19 protein-coding genes are annotated in these 16938 nt (G+C 70.5%); 10 read left to right on the top strand and 9 right to left on the bottom strand.

All coding sequences use genetic code 11. The features are described 5' to 3' along the window. The first annotated feature begins 25 nt into the window (after positions 1–25). Genes DN771_RS14280 through DN771_RS14265 form a run of 4 tightly spaced genes read left to right on the top strand, consistent with a single transcriptional unit; the run spans position 26 to position 3892 of the window. Positions 26–574: a nuclear transport factor 2 family protein gene (locus DN771_RS14280; RefSeq protein ID WP_116998222.1), complete on the top strand. Its 549-nt coding sequence runs from the start codon at positions 26–28 to the stop codon at positions 572–574. Next, complete coding sequence (locus DN771_RS14275) at positions 571–1050, top strand: VOC family protein (protein WP_116998221.1); 480 nt, start codon at positions 571–573, stop codon at positions 1048–1050. Before DN771_RS14280 ends, DN771_RS14275 begins: the two co-directional genes overlap by 4 nt. Further along, positions 1047–2681: a class I adenylate-forming enzyme family protein gene (locus tag DN771_RS14270; protein WP_116998220.1), complete on the top strand. Its 1635-nt coding sequence runs from the start codon at positions 1047–1049 to the stop codon at positions 2679–2681. Before DN771_RS14275 ends, DN771_RS14270 begins: the two co-directional genes overlap by 4 nt. Then, the gene (locus DN771_RS14265; protein WP_205528590.1) at positions 2678–3892 is read left to right on the top strand and encodes an FAS1-like dehydratase domain-containing protein; all 1215 of its coding nucleotides are present in this window, start codon (positions 2678–2680) and stop codon (positions 3890–3892) included. The genes DN771_RS14270 and DN771_RS14265 overlap by 4 nt, the downstream gene beginning before the upstream one ends. Before the next feature lie 24 nt (positions 3893–3916). Here DN771_RS14265 and DN771_RS14260 read toward each other — a convergent pair whose 3' ends face one another. Continuing rightward, positions 3917–4756, bottom strand: a complete 840-nt coding sequence (locus DN771_RS14260) for an LLM class F420-dependent oxidoreductase (RefSeq protein WP_227462354.1) — start codon at positions 4754–4756, stop codon at positions 3917–3919. A gap of 158 nt (positions 4757–4914) precedes the next feature. Between DN771_RS14260 and DN771_RS14255 the strand changes: the two genes are divergently transcribed. From DN771_RS14255 to DN771_RS14245, 3 genes are read left to right on the top strand one after another with little or no spacing between them, the layout of a single operon-like run. Continuing rightward, positions 4915–5379 carry an SRPBCC domain-containing protein gene (locus DN771_RS14255; protein ID WP_116998219.1) on the top strand — a complete coding sequence of 155 codons (465 nt, stop codon included), beginning with the start codon at positions 4915–4917 and terminating at the stop codon, positions 5377–5379. Next, entirely contained in the window at positions 5379–5738 is a 360-nt protein-coding gene (locus tag DN771_RS14250) for an ArsR/SmtB family transcription factor (protein ID WP_227462353.1), read from the top strand. Before DN771_RS14255 ends, DN771_RS14250 begins: the two co-directional genes overlap by 1 nt. Continuing rightward, positions 5731–6174 carry an SRPBCC family protein gene (locus tag DN771_RS14245; protein ID WP_116998217.1) on the top strand — a complete coding sequence of 148 codons (444 nt, stop codon included), beginning with the start codon at positions 5731–5733 and terminating at the stop codon, positions 6172–6174. Before DN771_RS14250 ends, DN771_RS14245 begins: the two co-directional genes overlap by 8 nt. Before the next feature lie 52 nt (positions 6175–6226). Here DN771_RS14245 and DN771_RS14240 read toward each other — a convergent pair whose 3' ends face one another. Genes DN771_RS14240 through DN771_RS14230 form a run of 3 tightly spaced genes read right to left on the bottom strand, consistent with a single transcriptional unit; the run spans position 6227 to position 8746 of the window. After that, positions 6227–7042, bottom strand: coding sequence for an ABC transporter permease (locus DN771_RS14240; protein WP_116998216.1), 816 nt, complete (start codon positions 7040–7042; stop codon positions 6227–6229). Next, positions 7039–7824: an ABC transporter permease gene (locus DN771_RS14235; protein WP_162941945.1), complete on the bottom strand. Its 786-nt coding sequence runs from the start codon at positions 7822–7824 to the stop codon at positions 7039–7041. The genes DN771_RS14240 and DN771_RS14235 overlap by 4 nt, the downstream gene beginning before the upstream one ends. Before the next feature lie 7 nt (positions 7825–7831). Next, entirely contained in the window at positions 7832–8746 is a 915-nt protein-coding gene (locus DN771_RS14230) for an ABC transporter ATP-binding protein (RefSeq protein WP_116998214.1), read from the bottom strand. A gap of 107 nt (positions 8747–8853) precedes the next feature. Here DN771_RS14230 and DN771_RS14225 point away from each other — a divergent pair, with 107 nt between their 5' ends. Genes DN771_RS14225 through DN771_RS14215 form a run of 3 tightly spaced genes read left to right on the top strand, consistent with a single transcriptional unit; the run spans position 8854 to position 11340 of the window. Then, positions 8854–9939, top strand: a complete 1086-nt coding sequence (locus DN771_RS14225) for a GNAT family N-acetyltransferase (protein ID WP_162941944.1) — start codon at positions 8854–8856, stop codon at positions 9937–9939. Continuing rightward, on the top strand, positions 9936–10217 hold the full coding sequence (locus DN771_RS14220; RefSeq protein WP_116998212.1) for a MoaD/ThiS family protein: 282 nt from the start codon (positions 9936–9938) through the stop codon (positions 10215–10217). Before DN771_RS14225 ends, DN771_RS14220 begins: the two co-directional genes overlap by 4 nt. A gap of 28 nt (positions 10218–10245) precedes the next feature. Next, positions 10246–11340: a beta propeller repeat protein gene (locus DN771_RS14215; protein ID WP_116998211.1), complete on the top strand. Its 1095-nt coding sequence runs from the start codon at positions 10246–10248 to the stop codon at positions 11338–11340. A 13-nt stretch (positions 11341–11353) separates the two neighbouring features. Here the strand turns inward: DN771_RS14215 and DN771_RS14210 are convergent, their stop codons facing one another. From DN771_RS14210 to DN771_RS14190, 5 genes are all read right to left on the bottom strand, one after another. Then, positions 11354–11620, bottom strand: a complete 267-nt coding sequence (locus DN771_RS14210) for a hypothetical protein (RefSeq protein WP_162941943.1) — start codon at positions 11618–11620, stop codon at positions 11354–11356. A 100-nt stretch (positions 11621–11720) separates the two neighbouring features. Then, the gene (locus tag DN771_RS14205; protein ID WP_162941942.1) at positions 11721–14867 is read right to left on the bottom strand and encodes a DEAD/DEAH box helicase; all 3147 of its coding nucleotides are present in this window, start codon (positions 14865–14867) and stop codon (positions 11721–11723) included. 368 nt (positions 14868–15235) lie between these two features. Further along, complete coding sequence (locus tag DN771_RS14200) at positions 15236–15487, bottom strand: hypothetical protein (RefSeq protein WP_116998208.1); 252 nt, start codon at positions 15485–15487, stop codon at positions 15236–15238. Further along, positions 15484–15762: a hypothetical protein gene (locus DN771_RS14195; protein WP_116998207.1), complete on the bottom strand. Its 279-nt coding sequence runs from the start codon at positions 15760–15762 to the stop codon at positions 15484–15486. Before DN771_RS14195 ends, DN771_RS14200 begins: the two co-directional genes overlap by 4 nt. Positions 15763–15970: 208 nt before the next feature. Further along, positions 15971–16813, bottom strand: coding sequence for an RNA polymerase sigma factor (locus DN771_RS14190; protein WP_116998206.1), 843 nt, complete (start codon positions 16811–16813; stop codon positions 15971–15973). Between the last annotated feature and the right edge of the window lie 125 nt (positions 16814–16938).

The raw sequence follows: 16938 nt of genomic DNA, 5'->3' as shown, positions 1-16938 counted from the left end.
TCCGACCACCACACGAGGACCCACCATGAACGACGTCAGCACAGCCCAGCCCGACCCGCGCATCCAGGTGCTGCTGGACAAGGACGCCATCCGCGACGTGCTCGCCCGCTACACACGCGGCATCGACCGCTACGACCTCGACCTGGTGCGCAGCGTCTTCCACCCCGACGCCATCGAGTCGCACGGGCCGTTCCACGGACTGAGCCACGACTGGATCGACACGTTCGACCCCGAGGAGTTCCGCACGGTCGAGCGCCACCACCAGCTGGGCCAGTCGATCATCGAGGTCGACGGCGACGTGGCCTACAGCGAGACGTACGTGCTCGCCACGAGGGGCCATCAACCCGGCGGCGACGAGCCGAACGTCGAGATCGTCCACGGCCGGTACATCGACAGGCTGGAGCGCCGCGACGGTGAGTGGAAGATCGCCCGGCGAACGGCGACGATCGACTACGCCTCGCGGCTTGTCTCGAGCGAGTGGGCGGCCACCGCGACGTTCGTCCGCGGCCTCCGGTACCCCGAGGACGTCGTCTACCGGCACGCCGACGACGACGCCGAGCTCACATCCCGATGACGATCGCGATCAAGGCCATCGGCCACGTCGGCATCTGCGTCGCCGACCGTGACCGGTCGATGAGGTTCTACTGCGACGGGCTGGGCTTCGAGGTCGTCCACTCCACGTTCATCCAGGGCGACACCATGAGCCGGCTGACCGGTGTGGACGACGTGAAGATGACGATGACGATCCTCCGCCGCGACGGCATGTCGATCGAGCTGATCCACCCCGAGTCGGGCCACGTGCCGCCACCGGCAGCGGCACCCCTCAACCAGCTCGGCTTCACGCACCTCGCCCTGTGGGTCGACGATCTCGACGCCGCCGCGGCGGGGATCGTCGAGCACGGTGGGACCATCGTGCCGTCCCAGCGCGCCGAGTTCGACCGGCCCGAGCTGACCGCACGCTTCCAGATGTGCGCCGATCCCGACGGCGTGCGCATCGAGCTCGTCGAGTACCCGGCCGGGCAGGCCGCGGTGTTGGGAGACGTGCGATGACCGGCCCGTGGGGGACCGAGATCGGTGTGGAGATCGCCGGCGGCGTCCCGTTGCGGCTCTTCCACCCCCGACCGCGCCATCTGTCCGCCGTGCTCACCGACGGCGAGGCGTGGGGCGATCGCGTGCATCTCGTCCAGGGCGATCGCGAGCTCACGTTCGCCGAGGTCGTCGACGGCGCGCACCGCGTCGCGGCCACGTTGCGTGCGTCGGGGCTGCGGGGCGGTGGCCGGGTGATGCTCGTCGGCCACGGGGCCCCGGAGTGGGTGGTGGGCTTCTGGGCCATCGTCGCGGCCGGAGGCGTGGTCACCCTCGGGAACGCCTGGTGGAGCGACGACGAACTCGCCCACGCCCTCGCCGTGTCGACGCCCGACGTGATCGTGGCCGACGCGGCCATCGCCGCCCGGCTCGCCGCTCGCGCATCGCACGACGCCCCCGTCATCGAGTGGTCGTCACTGCTGGCTGGCGACGGCGACGGCGACGGCGACGCCTCGCCGGCGCCGTCGACCCCACCGGCCGTGGTGGCCGGCGGGCCGGACGAGTCCGACCCGGCCGTCGTGCTGTTCACGTCGGGCACCACCGGCAAGGCAAAGGGTGCCATCCTCTCCCATCGGGCCTTGATCGCCGCGCTGCACTCCACGCTCTACGTGACCCGCCGCCTCCCCTACGAGCCCGGGTCCGCGCCGCCCGACGTGATGCTGTCGACCGGGCCGCTGTTCCACATCGGCGGCATCTACGCCCTGTTGCAGGCGCTGCTGTTCGGGCGCACGCTCGTCTTCCTCCGCGGTCGATTCGACGCCGGTGAGGTGCTCGACGTCATCGAGTCACGCCGGGTCGAGCGATGGCCGGCCGTGCCCACGATGTTGCAGCGCGTGCTCGACCATCCATCGCTGCCGGACCGCGATGTGTCGAGCGTGCGCTCGCTCGCCGTCGGCGGCTCGGCGCTGCCGGCGGGCCTGCTGGAACGCATGCAGCAGGCCTTCCCGAACGCCTCCCGCCACGTCTCCCAGGTGTACGGACTGACGGAAGCCGGCGGCACGCTCACCTCCACCTCGTCGCGCGACGACTCGGCGTCGCAGCCCGGCCTGGTGGGCCAACCGATGCCGCTCGTGGAGCTCCGCATCGACCGGCCCGACGAGGCGGGCATCGGCGAGATCGTCGCCCGCACGCCCACGCAGATGACCGGCTACCTCGGGACGACCGGCGACGGCGTGATCGACGCCGACGGTTGGCTGCACACCGGTGACCTCGGTCGGCTCGACGACGACGGGCGGCTCTTCCTCACCGGGCGCTCGAAGGATCTAATCATCCGGGGCGGTGAGAACGTCGCCGCCGCCCACGTCGAACGCGTCCTCGGATCGTGCCCCGGCGTGCTCGAGGTGGCCGTGCTCGGACTCCCTCACGAGGACCTCGGCGAGGAGGTGGCCGCGGCCGTCTTCGTCGCGCCGGGCTCCGATGACCTCACCGAGCGGCTGCGTGCCCACGCCAAGCAGCACCTCGCCTACTTCGAGCGTCCGACCCGGTGGTGCATCCGCCACGACGGCCTTCCGCTCAACAGCGTGGGCAAGGTCGACAAGCTCCGGCTCGTCCGTGAATGGCCGGTCGCCGAGCTCGAGACGCAGAGCGCGACATGACGGGTGCTGGCGACGCGGTGGGCGAGCGGCGCGACGTGAGGATGGCCACGGCCGAGATCACGCCAGAGATGATCGAGGCGATGACCGCCCGCATCGGGGTGGAGCTGCGCATCGACCACTCGGTGCACAACGAGGAGGCGACGCGTCTCGCCGTCGCCAAGTTCGCCGCCGGCATCGGCGACACCAACCCGTTGTGGACCGACGCCACCTACGCAGCCGGCACCCGCTACGGCTGCTGCGTCGCCCCGCCCTCGTGGGTCGTGTCGGTGTTCGCCGCCATCCAGTTCGGGTGGGAGGGGCTCGGCGCGTTCCACTCGGCCAGCGACTTCCGGTTCCACGTCCCGGTGCGGCTCGGCGATCGCATCGAGGCGACGTGCCGCTACGACGGCTTCAGCGGCCCGCGACCGAGCCGGTTCGCCCGCCAGGTCGTCGTCGACCACTTCACCACTCGCTACACGAACCAGCACGGCACGCTCGTGGCCGAGAACCGTTGGGACGTGGTGCATTTCGAGCGCGGTCACGTGCGACCGAAGGAGCCGGTGTCGTCGTCCGAGGGGAAGCGAGGTGAGGTCTCGCCGGGTTGGAGTCAGGAGGAGCTCGCGGCCCTGGAGGAACGCGTCCTGGCCGAGCGACCCCGCGGCGCCGACGTGCGGTGGTGGGACGACGTCGCGGTGGGCGACCGGCTCGACCCGATCGTCAAGGGTCCGATCGGTCTGACCGACGAGATCGCCTACATCGTCGGGGGCGGCACGCCGATCCCGCGGTTCGCCGCCCACCGTGCCGCCCTCCTGGAGTACCGCCGGCACCCGGCGTGGAGCTTCCGCGATCCCGAGACCGGCGCCCTCGAGCCGATCTACGCCGTGCACTACAACAGCCAGGCGGCGCGGGCGATGGGCGTGGCGACGCAGTACGACGTGGGGTTCCAGCGGCAGTGCTGGCAGATCCACCTGCTGACCGACTGGATGGGCGACGACGGCTGGGTGGTGCAGGCGGCGTCCGAGCTGCGGTCGTTCGTGCACCTCGGCGACGTCGTCGAGCTCTCCGGCACGGTGACCGAGAAGTTCGTCGACGACGACGGCGAGGCGTGCGTCCGCATCGAGACAACCGCGCGCAACCGCCGAGGCGACGACGTCATGCCCGGCAGCGCGGTCGTCGCTCTCCCCACTCGCGGCAGCGACATCCGCCCCTCCGACCGCCGCCTTCCGAGATAGTGCCTGGCACTATCTCGGAAGCTGTCAGCCGGCGCGGTAGGCGGCGACGATCTCGTCGAGACGGTCGAGCTCGCGGAACGCCTCGTCGCGCTCGGCGGGCACCATCAAGGTGACGTGTGTGGCGCCGTGCGCCTCGTAGTGCCGGAACGCCTCGACCGACGGGCGCGGACCGTTGACGGCGAACGTCACGGAGCCGACGTCCCTACCGTGTTCGGCGAGCGCCTTCTCGAGTTGCTCGCGATGCTTGGTGACGCCGCCCGCGGGCGGGAACCAGCCGTCGGCGAACTCGGCGATGTGGGCGAAGGCCGTGGGACCGCTGCCGCCGAGCCAGATCGGCGGGTGCGGCCGCTGCACCGGCTTGGGCCACGACGAGAACGGCTCGATGTGCACGAACTCGCCGTGGAACGACGCCTCGTCGTTCGTCCAGATCTCCTTCATGGCGAGGACCTTCTCGCGGAGTATCCGCCGGCGATGCCTGGGCTCGACGCCGTGCTGGCGCATCTCGGCCTCGTTCCAGCCGTAGCCGACGCCGAAGATGAACCGTCCGCCCGAGAGGTAGTCGATCGTCGCGACCTGCTTGGCGAGGACGATCGGGTCGCGCTGGGCGACGAGGCAGATGCCGGTGCCGAGCCGGATCGACGTGGTCGCCGCGGCCGCCTCGGTCAACGCGCAGAAGGGGTCGAGCAGCCGTGAGAAGTCGGTGGGCAGGTCGCCGACGCGCGGGTTGTACGGCGTCGACGACGGGATGTGGGTGTGATCGGCGAGGAACAGCGTGGTGTAGCCGCGCGCCTCGGCCTCGGCGGCGAGCTCGCCCGGTCGCGGCGCGAGGTCGGTGAGACCGGTCACCAGGCCGAAGTCCATCATGGGGTCGTCCTCATCAGAGCCAGACTCGGCGATCGCCGGGCGGGGGTCAAGGGCGCCCCTTCTGCTGGTGCTGGCACCACCACGCAACAAAAGGTTGCGCGTTGGCTGAACCTGCTCTATGGTGACGTGCAACCGATAGTTGCACAAGGAGCATCGCCATGGAGTACGGAACGATCGAACGGGAGATCCACATCGCCGCCTCGCCTGAGGTGGTGTTCGACGTCGTCAGCCGCCCCGAGCACATCCGTGACTGGTGGAGCGCCGACACCGACATCGAACCGGTGGCCGGCTCCTCGAGCGAGCTGACCTGGCGCGACGAGGCCTCGGGTCGGGTCGACGTCGTGCCGATCACCGTCGTCGACGCCCGGCCGTACGAGCACTTCTCGTTCCGCTGGACGCACGAGCCCGGCGAGTCGGCGACCGCGACGAACTCGATGCTCGTCACGTTCGACCTGACGCCGACCGCCGACGGCACGACGCTGCGGATGGTCGAGTCGGGTTTTCGCGAGCGCGGCTGGGAGATCGCCAAGCTCGAGGAGATCTACCGCGACCACGTCAGCGGCTGGGACTTCTACGTCCCGCGCATCGCCGAGGTCGCCCTGCGTCAGGTGTCGACCCGGTGATGATCGTCATCGACGACGACCTGTGGTCGGCCGTCGGCGATCCCACGCGGCGCCGCATGCTCGATCAGCTGCTGCGCGACGGCTCGGGCACGGCCACCAGTCTCAGTGAGCACCTGCCGGTGACCCGCCAGGCGGTGGCCAAGCACCTCGACGTGCTCGCCCGGACCGGACTGGTCCACGCCGAGCCCCACGGTCGCGAGCGGCGCTTCCAGGTGGACGAGACCCAGCTCGCCCGGGCCGTCGCCCAACTCTCTGCCGTCGGCACCATCTGGGACGCCCGACTGCAGCGCATCAAGACGATCGCCGAGACGATCGAACGTTCACAAAAAGACAACGACAAGGAGAAGGAAAATGGCTGACATCATCCACCGCATCGGCACGACGACGACACCGGACACGGTGTACGACGCCCTCACCACCCTCGACGGTCTCGCCGGCTGGTGGACCAACGACACCACCGGTGATCCCGCCACCGGTGGCACGATCAAGTTCCGCTTCGGCGAAGCGGGCGGCTTCGACATGCGGGTGCTCGACCGGCGCCCCGCCGCCCGGGTGGAATGGGAGGTGATCGACGGACCCGCCGAATGGATCGGCACGCACGTCAGCTTCGACCTCGCCTCGGTCGACGGCTACACGATCGTCCTCTTCAAGCACGAGGGATGGCGCGAGCCGGTGGAGTTCATGGCTCACTGCAGCACCCGGTGGGCGACGTTCCTGCTGAGCCTGAAGCAGTATGCCGAGACCGGCGCCGGCGAGCCCTACCCGGAGCAGGTCGCCATCAGCAACTGGACCTGACCGGCCCCACCGCAGCGTGACGGTTGGTGCCCGGCCGGCACCAACCGTCACGTCACGTCAAGAGCAGACTGGCCACGCGCCGGGAGGCGACGGTGACGCCGATCACGGCGAGTCCGAGGAGGACGCCGACGTGACCGAGCATCGACCACTCGAGGTGGCCGAGGTTCAGCGAACGCACGAGGGCGACACCGTGGTACAGCGGGCTGAGTTGGAGCACCCAGCCCCACTCGCCGTAGGACGACACCGGGTAGAACGTCGCCGAGAACAGGAAGAGCGGCAACGTGATCGCGCTGACGTACTCGAAGTCGGCCCACGAGCGCATGTAGGTGGTGCACGCCATGCCGATGGCGGCGAAGGCGAAGCCGATGAGCAGGCACACCGGCAGCGCCAGCAGCACCAGCGGCGAACCGACCATGCCCATCGCCCACATCGTGACCAGGAACGCGACGGAGTAGAGGAAGCCGCGGAGCACGGCGAAGGCGATCTCGCCGAGCGCCACGTCGTCGGGCGTCATCGGCGTGGCCAGGACGGCGTCATAGAGCTTGGCGTGACGCAGCTTGAAGAAGATGTTCATCGTCGAGTCGTAGACGGCACCGTTCATCGCCGACGAGGCCATCAGCGCCGGCGCGACGAACGCCGCGTAGCCGACGGACCGGCCGGCGACGTCGATGTCGCCGACGAGCTCGGTGAAGCCGATACGGATCGACAGCAGATAGAAGAGCGGCTCGAAGAAGCCTGTGACGTAGATGAGGGGGCTACGCCGGACGACGTGGAGGCTGCGCTCGATCATCCGGTGTGGCCGGCGGGCGCGCAGCAGGGCCGGGGGAACGATTCGCAGACCCGGCGCGACGCGGGCGACGGCGCTCATGTGGCGAGCCTCCTGGCGAAGACGCGCCGCGCGACGACGTGGCCGATCGCGGCGAAGGACACGAGCACGGCGGAGTGGGCGAGCGCCGGTCCGGCCTCGAGGGTGCCGAGCACGGAACCGCGGCACAGCTCGACGCCGTGGTAGAGCGGCGTGACGCGGGCGACCCACTGCAACCAGTCGGGGAGCTGATCGATGGGGTAGAACGCGCCGCCGAACAGGAACATCGGCATGATGCCGAACCGCATGATCGCGGGGAACGACTGGTCGCCGGCTTCGCGCGATGCGGACCAGGCAGTGATCGGCAAGGCCACTGCGAGACCGGTCAACACGCCGAAGACGACGGCGGACAGGAGGCCCCACGACCGCGTGTCGTCGAACAACACCAGAGCGACCGCGACGCCGCCGCAGGCGAGCGCGCCCCGGGTCGCTTGCCAGAGCGCGACGCCCGCGGCGATCTGGCCCGGCTCGAGCGGCGTGGCGTACATCGAGCGATAGGCGTTGGACCACATGAAGCCGTCCATCACCGGCCACATCGCCTCCTGGGCGAGCACCATCATCGCCGTGACGGCGATCAACGACGGGGCGAGGAACCCGAGGTAGCTCGTCCCGCCCAGCAGCTCGGTCGAGCCCGCTCGGTCGTCGACGAGGGCCCCGACACCGACGCCCATGCCGAGCAGGTAGAGGAACGGTTGCACCAGCGAGCTGAGCAGGTTGGCGCGCCAGATGCGGCGATACACGGCGAAGCCGCTCTCCCACACGCGCAGCGCGGCTGGGGTGGACACGGCCGGCTCAGTCCACCAGCGAGCGCCCGGTGAGGCGCAAGAACACGTCTTCGAGACTCGAGCGGCGCACCAGTGCACTCTCGGGCACCACGCCCCGGTCGTGCACCATGGCGAGGGCCTTCTCCCCGTCGTCGGCGTAGACCAGCACACGATCGGGCAGCACCTCGTGCCGGTCCCCGATGCCGGCGACATGCGGCGCCCGCTCGTCGTTGGTCCCGGCCGGGAAGCGCAGCTCGAGGACCTCACGGGTGGAGTGGGACTCGATCAGCTCGCGGGGCGATCCCTCGGCGACGATGCGTCCCTTGTCCATCACCACGAGGCGATCGCACAACTGCTCGGCCTCGTCCATGTAATGGGTGGTGAGCACGAGCGTGACGCCCTGCTGCTTGAGCCGGTACAGGCGGTCCCACAGCACGTGCCGCGCCTGCGGATCGAGTCCCGTCGTGGGTTCGTCGAGCAGCAACAGGTCGGGTTCGTTGACGAGGCTGCGAGCGATCGTGACCCGTCGTTTCATACCCCCCGACAGTGGTTCCACCTTGCTCGTCGCCCGCTCGCTGAGCTGGACGAACTCGAGCAACTCGGCGGCGCGACGACGGCACTCCTTGCGCGGCAGGTCGAAGTAGCGCCCGTAGACGACGAGGTTTTCCTCCACCGTCAGCTCGTTGTCGAGCTGATCGGCCTGGGGGACGACGCCGAGGCGGGCCCGGATCTGCTGGCCGTGGGTGGCTGCGTCGAGCCCGAGGATTCGCAACGTGCCCCCGCTGGCCGGCGAGGTGCACCCGATCATCCGCATCGTCGACGACTTGCCTGCCCCGTTCGGTCCGAGGAAGCCGAACGCCTCGCCGCGCCGTACCTCGACGTCGATGCCGTCGACCGCGGTGAAGTCCCCGAACCGCTTCACGAGCCCGCGGGCCTCGACCATCAGTCCCCGGTCGTCCACGAACGGCGACCCTAACGGCGGCCGGCGACCGACCGCGATCAGGTTTGCCGCGGCCCCGACATGTTCCAAATTGGAATACAATGCGCTGCATGGGTCGTACCGCCTACGCCGCGCTCGTGCTGTTGGCGTTCGGTGAGGCCACCGGCTACGAGCTCAAGCAGCGGGCCGACCGCACCCTGCGGTTCTTCTTCAACGCCCCGGCGATGAGCCAGCTCTACACCGAGCTCGACCGGCTGGCATCGGCCGGGCTCGTCGATTCCACCGACACGACCCGCGGCGCCAGGGAGTCCCGACGCTTCGCCCTCACCGACTCCGGACGGGACGAACTGCGCCGCTGGCTCGCCGACGACCCTCTCGCCGCCACGGTGTTCAAGAGCCACCTCGCGCTGCGCCTCGTGGTCGGGCACCTCGTCGGCCCCCAGCGCCTGGCCGTCGACGTGGCCACCGAGCGGGACCGGGTCCGTCACGCGCTCGACGAGCTCGACGTCGTGCTCGGCTCGCTCGACCCCAACCACGAGCAACTGGGATGGGCGTGGCTCGTCGCCAACTGGGGCGACCGCTACTTCCGCGACATGATCGCCCGCCTCGACGAGCTCGCCGACCTGCTCGACGACCCCGAAGCCCGCCGACCGTTCGTCGTCGATCATCCTCTCGACGGCAGCCTCGTCACGCTCGTCCCGGTCTCCGACCTCGACGACGAGGGCGTGCAGCGGCTGCGCGAGATCCACCGGCAACCCGAGATCATTCGGGTCTGGGGTGAGCCGTCGCCGGCGTGGCCGGACGACCCCGGGGTGCACGGCTATGCCGTCGTCGATCGGGACGGCGCGGTGGCCGGCTTCGTCCAGTGGGCCGAGGAGGAGGATCCGCAGTACCGCCACGCCGGCATCGACATCTTCGTCGATGCGGGGCGGCACGGCACCGGGCTCGGCACCGACACCGTGCGCACGCTGCTGGCTCACCTCGTGGGCGATCGGGGCCATCACCGAGTGGTCATCGATCCGGCCGCCGACAACGCCGCGGCGATCGCGTGCTACCGCAAGGCGGGATTCCGCGAGGTGGGCGTGATGCACGCCTACGAGCAGGGCGCCGACGGGTCGTTCCACGACGGGCTGCTGATGGAGTACGTCGCCGAGGGCTCGCTCGGCCGCACGGGGAGAGGACGTCCACGTCGATGATCGCCGTCACCTTCGCCAAGGCGTTCCGTCGCCACGTCGACTGTCCCGACGAGGAGATCGCGGCCGGTCGGGAACCGCCGACGTTGCAGCGCGTGCTCGACGAGTACTTCGCCCGCCGGCCCGCCGTGCGAACCTACGTCCTCGACGACGCCGGAGCGCTGCGCCGCCACGTCACGGTCTTCATCGCCAACGACCAGGTGCCCCACCGCGACGCGCTGTCCACCGCGGTCCCCGACGGCACCACCGTCCACGTCTTCCAAGCACTGTCGGGCGGCTGACGCCCGCACCACACCGGGGGGAGATCCCATGAACAACGACATCTTCATCGGCACCCGCAAGGGGCTGTTCCGCCACCGCCAGGGCGAGCTCGAACTCGTCGGGTTCCTCGGCGTGCCGGTCACCAACGTGTTGCACGACCGCCGCGACGGACGGCTCCACGTCGCCGTCGACCACGGGCACTTCGGTTGCAAGACGCACTACTCCGACGACGGCGGGGCGACGTTCGTCGAGTCGTCGCCGCCCACCTACCCACCCCGCCCCGTCGACGCCGCCGACGTCGACCCCGTCCGTGGCGACGACGTCGTGTGGTCGACGTCGTTGATCTGGACGCTGGCCGCCGGCCACGACGACGACACCGACGCGCTGTGGTGCGGCACCATCCCCGGCGGTCTGTTCCGCAGCGAGGACCGCGGGGAGTCGTGGGAGCTGGTGCGTTCGCTGTGGGACGACCCGTCACGGCCGCAGTGGTTCGGCGGCGGCTACGACAGCCCCGGCATCCACTCCGTGTCGGTCGATCCCTCCGACGCCGACACGCTCGTCGTCGGCATCTCGTGCGGCGGCGTGTGGATCACGCACGACCGCGGCGTCACGTGGCAGGTCGGCTCGGGGCTCAAGGCCGGCTTCATGCCTCCCGACCAGGCCGAGAACCCGTACATCCAGGACCCGCACCGGGTCGTCCGGTGCCGTGACGAGCCGGCGGCGATGTGGACCCAACACCACAGCGGCATGTTCCGTTCCACCGACGGCGGGGCCAACTGGACCGAGATCGTCGACGTCGACCCGTCGACGTTCGGGTTCGCCGTGGCCGCCCATCCGAGCGATCCCGGCACCGCCTGGTTCGTCCCGTCGCAGAGCGACGAGGTGCGCGTGCCCGTCGACGGCCGGATGGTCGTGACCCGAACCACCGACGGCGGCCAGACGTTCGAGACGCTCTGTGACGGGCTGCCCCAGCAGCACGGCTACCACCTCGTGTATCGGCACGGGCTCGACGTCGACGAGACGGGGGAGCGCCTCGTCCTCGGGTCCACCAGCGGGTCGCTGTGGGTGAGCGACGACGCCGGCGATCACTTCACCAACGTCACCAACGACCTCCCACCGATTGCCGCGGTCCACTTCGCCTGACGGCGATGGGTGCTCAGTCGGGGTGCTCGATGAGGTCGGCGCTGAGGGCCAGCGCCGACGCGATGACCGACGCCCGGTCGACCACGGTGGCGAAATGGTGCTGCGCCCCGACGGCATCGGGCAGCGGAGGCAGGCCGAGCGAGCGCAGCAGAGCGCTCGGCACCGGCGGCGTGATCAGCGGTTCGAGCTCGGGCATGGGCGCCGGCGCGCGCCAGATGTCGACCGCCGTCGAGCGCTGGGCCCGCCGGCCACGCCGTCGCCGCGAATCATTGCGACTCACAGGTGCCCCCCTGTTCCAGCGGGGATGGCGGACCGGCATCGGCTCAAGGGGCACCTGTGAGCCTTCGGCGACGTGTCGAAGGTTCTCTCGCTTCGCTCGTTCATTGGTCATCCTCCACGATCAACTCATCGGCCTGCAGCCCGAGCGCCATGCGCAGCTGATCGGGCTCGAGGTCGGCGAGGGAACTGGACTTGGGCAGGACGAGGTTGGCGATGTGCCGCTTGCCGGCGACCACTTCCTCGACCCGTTCGTCGATGGTGCCGGGGCACACCAACCGGTGCGAGATCACCGTGCGGCCCTGGCCGATGCGCCACGCCCGGTCGCGAGCCTGGTCCTCGACGGCCGGGTTCCACCATCGGTCGTACAGCACCACGTGGTTCGCCGCCGTGAGGTTGAGCCCGGTGCCACCCGCCTTCAGGGACAGGACGAGGGCGCCGGGGCCCTCGCCGGTCTGGAACTCGCTGACGAGGCGATCGCGCGCCGTGCGGCTGAGGCTGCCGTCGTAGCACGAGATCGGCACGCCGGTGACCTCGGTGAGATGGTCGGCGAGGCGCCGGCCCCACGACGCGAAGTGCGTGAAGATCAGGATCCGCTCGCCGGACTCGAACACCGACTCGACCAGCTCCTCGAGCCGGGCCAGCTTGCCCGAGCGGCCCGCCAGCGGCTGGCCGTCGTCGCGGTACGCGGCGGGGTGGTTGCAGATCTGCTTGAGGGCGGTGATGGCGGCGAGGATGGCGCCCTGCTTGGGCTCGCCCGACGTGTCGCTCTCGACGTTCTGCACCAGCTCGTCGAGCACCGCCTGGTAGAGACCGATCTGCTCGGCGGTCATCGAACAGTGGTCGAGCTCGTCGATCTTGTCCGGCAGCTCGGCGGCGACCTCGGGCTCGGCCTTCGTGCGGCGGAACAGCAAGATGCCGTTGAGCGCCCGCAGGGCGGTCTCGCCGTCGCCGGACATCTGGGCGATGAAGGCCGGCCGGCTGCCGACGAGACCGGGGTTGGTGAAATCGAGGATCGCCCACAGGTCGCCGAGGCCGTTCTCGATCGGCGTGCCGGTGAGGGCCAGCTTGGTGTGGGCGGCGAGGCGACGCAGTTGCTGCGCAGTCTCGCTGGTGGCGTTCTTGATCGCCTGGGCCTCGTCGAGCACGAGGCTGTGCCACTCGGTCCGGGCCAACGTCTCGACGTCACGCACGGCGGTGGCGTACGTCGTGATGACGATGTCGGCGTCGGCGGCGGCCGCGGCGAACTCCTCGGCGGTCGACCGGGACGCGCCGTGGTGCACCATCACCCGCCGGCCGGGGACGAACTTCGCCGCCTCGGCGGCCCAGTTGCCGACGACTGCGGCGGGGGCGATGACGAGCGCCTTGGCGTCGGCGGCCGTGCGGGCGAGGTGGGCGAGGACGGTGGGCGTCTTGCCGAGACCCATGTCGAGGGCGAGGCACCCACCGAGTCCGGCCGCCTCGAGGAAGCCGATCCAGCCGACGGCCTCGGCCTGGTACGAGCGCAGCGTGCCGACGAAGCCGTCGGGCGCCTCGACCGGGGCCAGGGAGGTCTCGGTCGCCCGGCGCACGATGTCGCTGGCCCAACCGTCGCCCTCGACGACCACCCCACCGGCGAGCCCTGAGCCGTCGATGCCGATGCTGTGGCGGAGGATCTCGGCCCCCGACAGCTGGGTGATCGACTCCCGTTCGGCGAGTGCCGCCGCCGCCGCCTCGAGGTCGACGCGATCGACCTCGACCCAGCGGCCGTGCGACTGCACGAGGGGCCGGGCCTGCTTGGCGAGCACGCGGATCTCGGCCGATGTCAGCTCGACGTCGTCGAACAGGGCCGTCCAGGACACGTTGCTGAGCTGGTGGGCGCCGACGACCGAACCCGACACCGCTTCGGTGAAGAGGCGGAGCGAGGGCTTGGCCTTGCGGCGCGACAGGGCGGGCACACGCACGTCGAATCCGATGCCGGCCAGCACCGGGCCGCCGTCGGTCATGAAGCGCCACGCCTCGTCCTGGCTGAGGGCCACCTGGCCGCCGCGGGTGAGGGCGGCGCGCTGGCGCTCGGGCAGCATGTCGCCGAGGCGCTTCCACTCGTTGGTGACGGGACCGTTGTGACGCTCGATGCGCGTCGCCTCGTCGAGGCGGAGCAGGCCGCGGTGGCCCAGGGGGGCGAGGACCGACAGCATCCACACCCCGCCGTGGTCGGGAGCGGCGAGCTGCAGTACCAGTCGGGGCCGCTTGGGGTCGGTGAGCACGCGGGACCAGCGGGCGAGCTGCTGGGACAGATCGGATGCCAGCGTGGCGTGGGCCCGGAACGGCGTGCCGTCCATGCGGGCGATCACGGCGGCCTGCAGGTCGTCGGCGGTGAGGGCGGAGTCCGGGGCCGGCGGCAGGTCCATGCGCTCGACGCTCGTGCCGACGATCGTCTCGACGGCAGTGGTGATGACGTCGATGACCACTGACCGGCGCACGCCGTTGCCGTTGCCGCCGTCGGCGGGGACGACGGTGCCCGGCATCGCCGCGGCGAGGGCGTCGATCAGGGCGTTGTCGAGGAGTGCCGGCGTCCAGTGGACCGACGCAGCGACGGTGCCGTCGGCGCCGCGGCGCCCGACCCGGAGGGTGGGCACGATGGCCCCCCTGGCGACGAGCCGGACGGCCTCGACGGCCACCCGGCCGAGCCAGCGAACGCTGAGCCCCACGCCCTCGGGCGTCTCGGTGCTGCCGACGGCGACCAGCCAGCCCAACGCCGCGGACAGGGGGATGGCGACCGACTCGGCGCGCTGCCCGCCGGGGAGGGTGACGCCCGGATGGACCTCCCAGCCGAGCGGGGGTCCGCCGATCGATTCCAGGCGGGCGGCGAGCTGCTCGTTGTCCTCGGTCGGTGTGCCTCGGCCGCCGGCCCAGGCCACGACTTGGCCGCCGATCCAGGAGGCCTGCAGTTCCACCTCGCCCACCACGACCGGCTCGTCCTCGAGCTCGGGCGGTGACGGCACGTGGACGACCGGGGGCGGCGGGCGCAGCCGGGCCGCCGTCGAGTGGAGGCTCTCGAGCATCTCGTTGAAGTCGGCGACCACCTGATCACGTTCCTCGCCGGGGAGTGAACGGACCGCCTCGAGGTCTTCCTCGGCCTCGGCGATGAGCCGGTCGATCGTTCGCAGTGATGCCGCCTTGTCGGCGTGCAGCAACGCGATCTCGTCGTCGGTCGCCCGCCCGTCGGCGACCGACCAGACGACGTCTTCGAGTTGGTTCAAGTCGAGCATCGATCCTCGTTCTCGGCCGCGTGTGCACGCGGCAACGCACTTCGCGCCGAACACCACGGCGGGTGCCGCGATGGGCCGGGATTCCTTGCGCTCTTGTGCGGTTCGGACGCAGTCCACGGCATCGACACCGAACCCGAGGTTCCACCACCTCCGCCCCGTGCCGCGACGTTCACGTTATCGGGCCGAGGGGTCACCGGTCGACATCGTGCGCGCTGATGGCACCGACCTGGGCCTATTCGGTCGCCAGACGGGTCGGTCGTGAGCGTGGTGCGGGCTGGCGCAGTTCGGGGCCGGGCTGCCGGACCCCGGCGAGGCTTCTGCGACCGCCTCCCGGGCTCAGGTCGATCGATCGACCTGGTGCGGGGGACTCAGAGCGAGCCCAGGCGCCCGGTGAGCTCGTCCCGCTGGGCCTCGAAGTCCTCGAGCTCGATCTCGTCGCGACCGTACCGAGCGTGGAGGTCGGCGAGTGCAGCGAGGATCTCGGCTTCCTCGGCGGGGGCCAGAGGCGGCGGTGCGTCCTCGGCCGCCTCGCGTCGCTCCGTCTTCTTGGCGAACTTCGCCGCGGCGCGCTCTCGGCGCTGCTTCTCGCGCTGCTGCTTCTGGAACCTAGCCTGGCTCATGACCCCGAAGAGGCCGCCGTCGCTGCGGCGACGGCCGCCCGCGGGTCCCGGTTGGGATCGTCCAGGCTGCCGAGCGCGGTCCGGAACAAGGTCAGTGCGTTCACGGTGTCGGGCTCGGCGAGCCCGGCGTTCATGATCCGCTCTACAGACGGCAGGACATCACGGCGGTCGGCGATGATCTCGTACGCGAGCCGGTTGGCCGGCGAGAGGGCGTCGATGTCGCCGTCCCCCAGGTAGGGGTTGGCCGCACCCTTGGCCGACTTCTTGGTCACCATGACGGGCCGCGCGATGACGTGGCGAACTTGGAACGGTCGAACGGTCTGCTGATGACGAGCTCCTGACGTCTGCTCGGTCGAGCAGACGACGCCGGCGTGGCCGGCGGCACGAACTCGCCCAAGTGGGTGACCCCCAGGTTACCGCAGCGACGGCTGGACGCCGTGCTCAAAGTTGACCAATCGACTCGAGAATACCTCGCGGAAGCCGTCAGGCGACCGCTTCGGTGTGGCGCTCGCCGGGGCTCGCGTCCCGCGGCAATCGGGTACATCCCCGAGTGCGGCCCGTGGATCGTCGCCACGTCGCGATCTCCTCGCCGATCGTCGCGGCGGCACGCCGGCAGTCGTCGCACGCGGTGAGGTGCGCATCGAGCGCGCGTTGCGGGCCGTCGCCGAGGGACGTCACGGTGCAACGCGCCAGCTGATCGATCGCCCGCCGGCAGGCGAGCGCGGCCGGGCGCGGAAGGTAGGCCCGGACGTAGGCGATCCGTAGGGCGTCACGCGCTCGCTTGACGAGGGCGGCGACGGCGTTGGGGCTGAGGCCGAGCACCGGCCCCAGCTCGATGGGCTTCATCCCCGTGACGATGACCATCCACAGCGCATGCTGCCAACGCGCCGGAAGGGACGCGAAGGCCTGCCGCACGACGAGACCGTCGAGCGCCTCGTCCACCGCTGGCACCTCGCCGGCGGCCGGTGACTCGTGCGGCGCTTCGACGTGGAAGCTGCGCGGCGGGCTCATCGACACGGAGCGGACGGCCGTGAAGAGATATTCGCGAAACCCGATGACGGGACCGCTGCCACCGTCGAGTGCTGTGAGGACGCGGCGAACGGCCTCGGCCACGATGTCTTCGGCGGATCGAAGACCCGAGCCGGACGACAGCCGCTGGGCGAATCGAAGGGCATCGTGATAGTGCCGCTCGTACAGCGTCGCGAGCGCCTCGTTGTCACCGTCGCCGACGAGCCTGAGGAGTTCGCCATCACTCGAATCTCGCAGATCGTCCCGTCTCGGGGCGCGTGTGTTGGACGTGGTCGGTCTCGCTTGCGGCGGCTCCATTGGACATACCCACTCTCTCGTCTGGTCTCTGCGACCATGTACAAGGGCGCCGAATGCGGGCTGTGACGTCGATGGGATCGAATTGGTACCGGATGGCTCCGAATTGGTCCTGGGACTAGACCGCG

This window comes from Desertimonas flava (assembly GCF_003426815.1).
In the GTDB taxonomy this organism is placed as follows: Bacteria; Actinomycetota; Acidimicrobiia; order Acidimicrobiales; family Ilumatobacteraceae; genus Desertimonas; species Desertimonas flava.
This window is presented reverse-complemented; position numbering and strand designations above follow the sequence as displayed.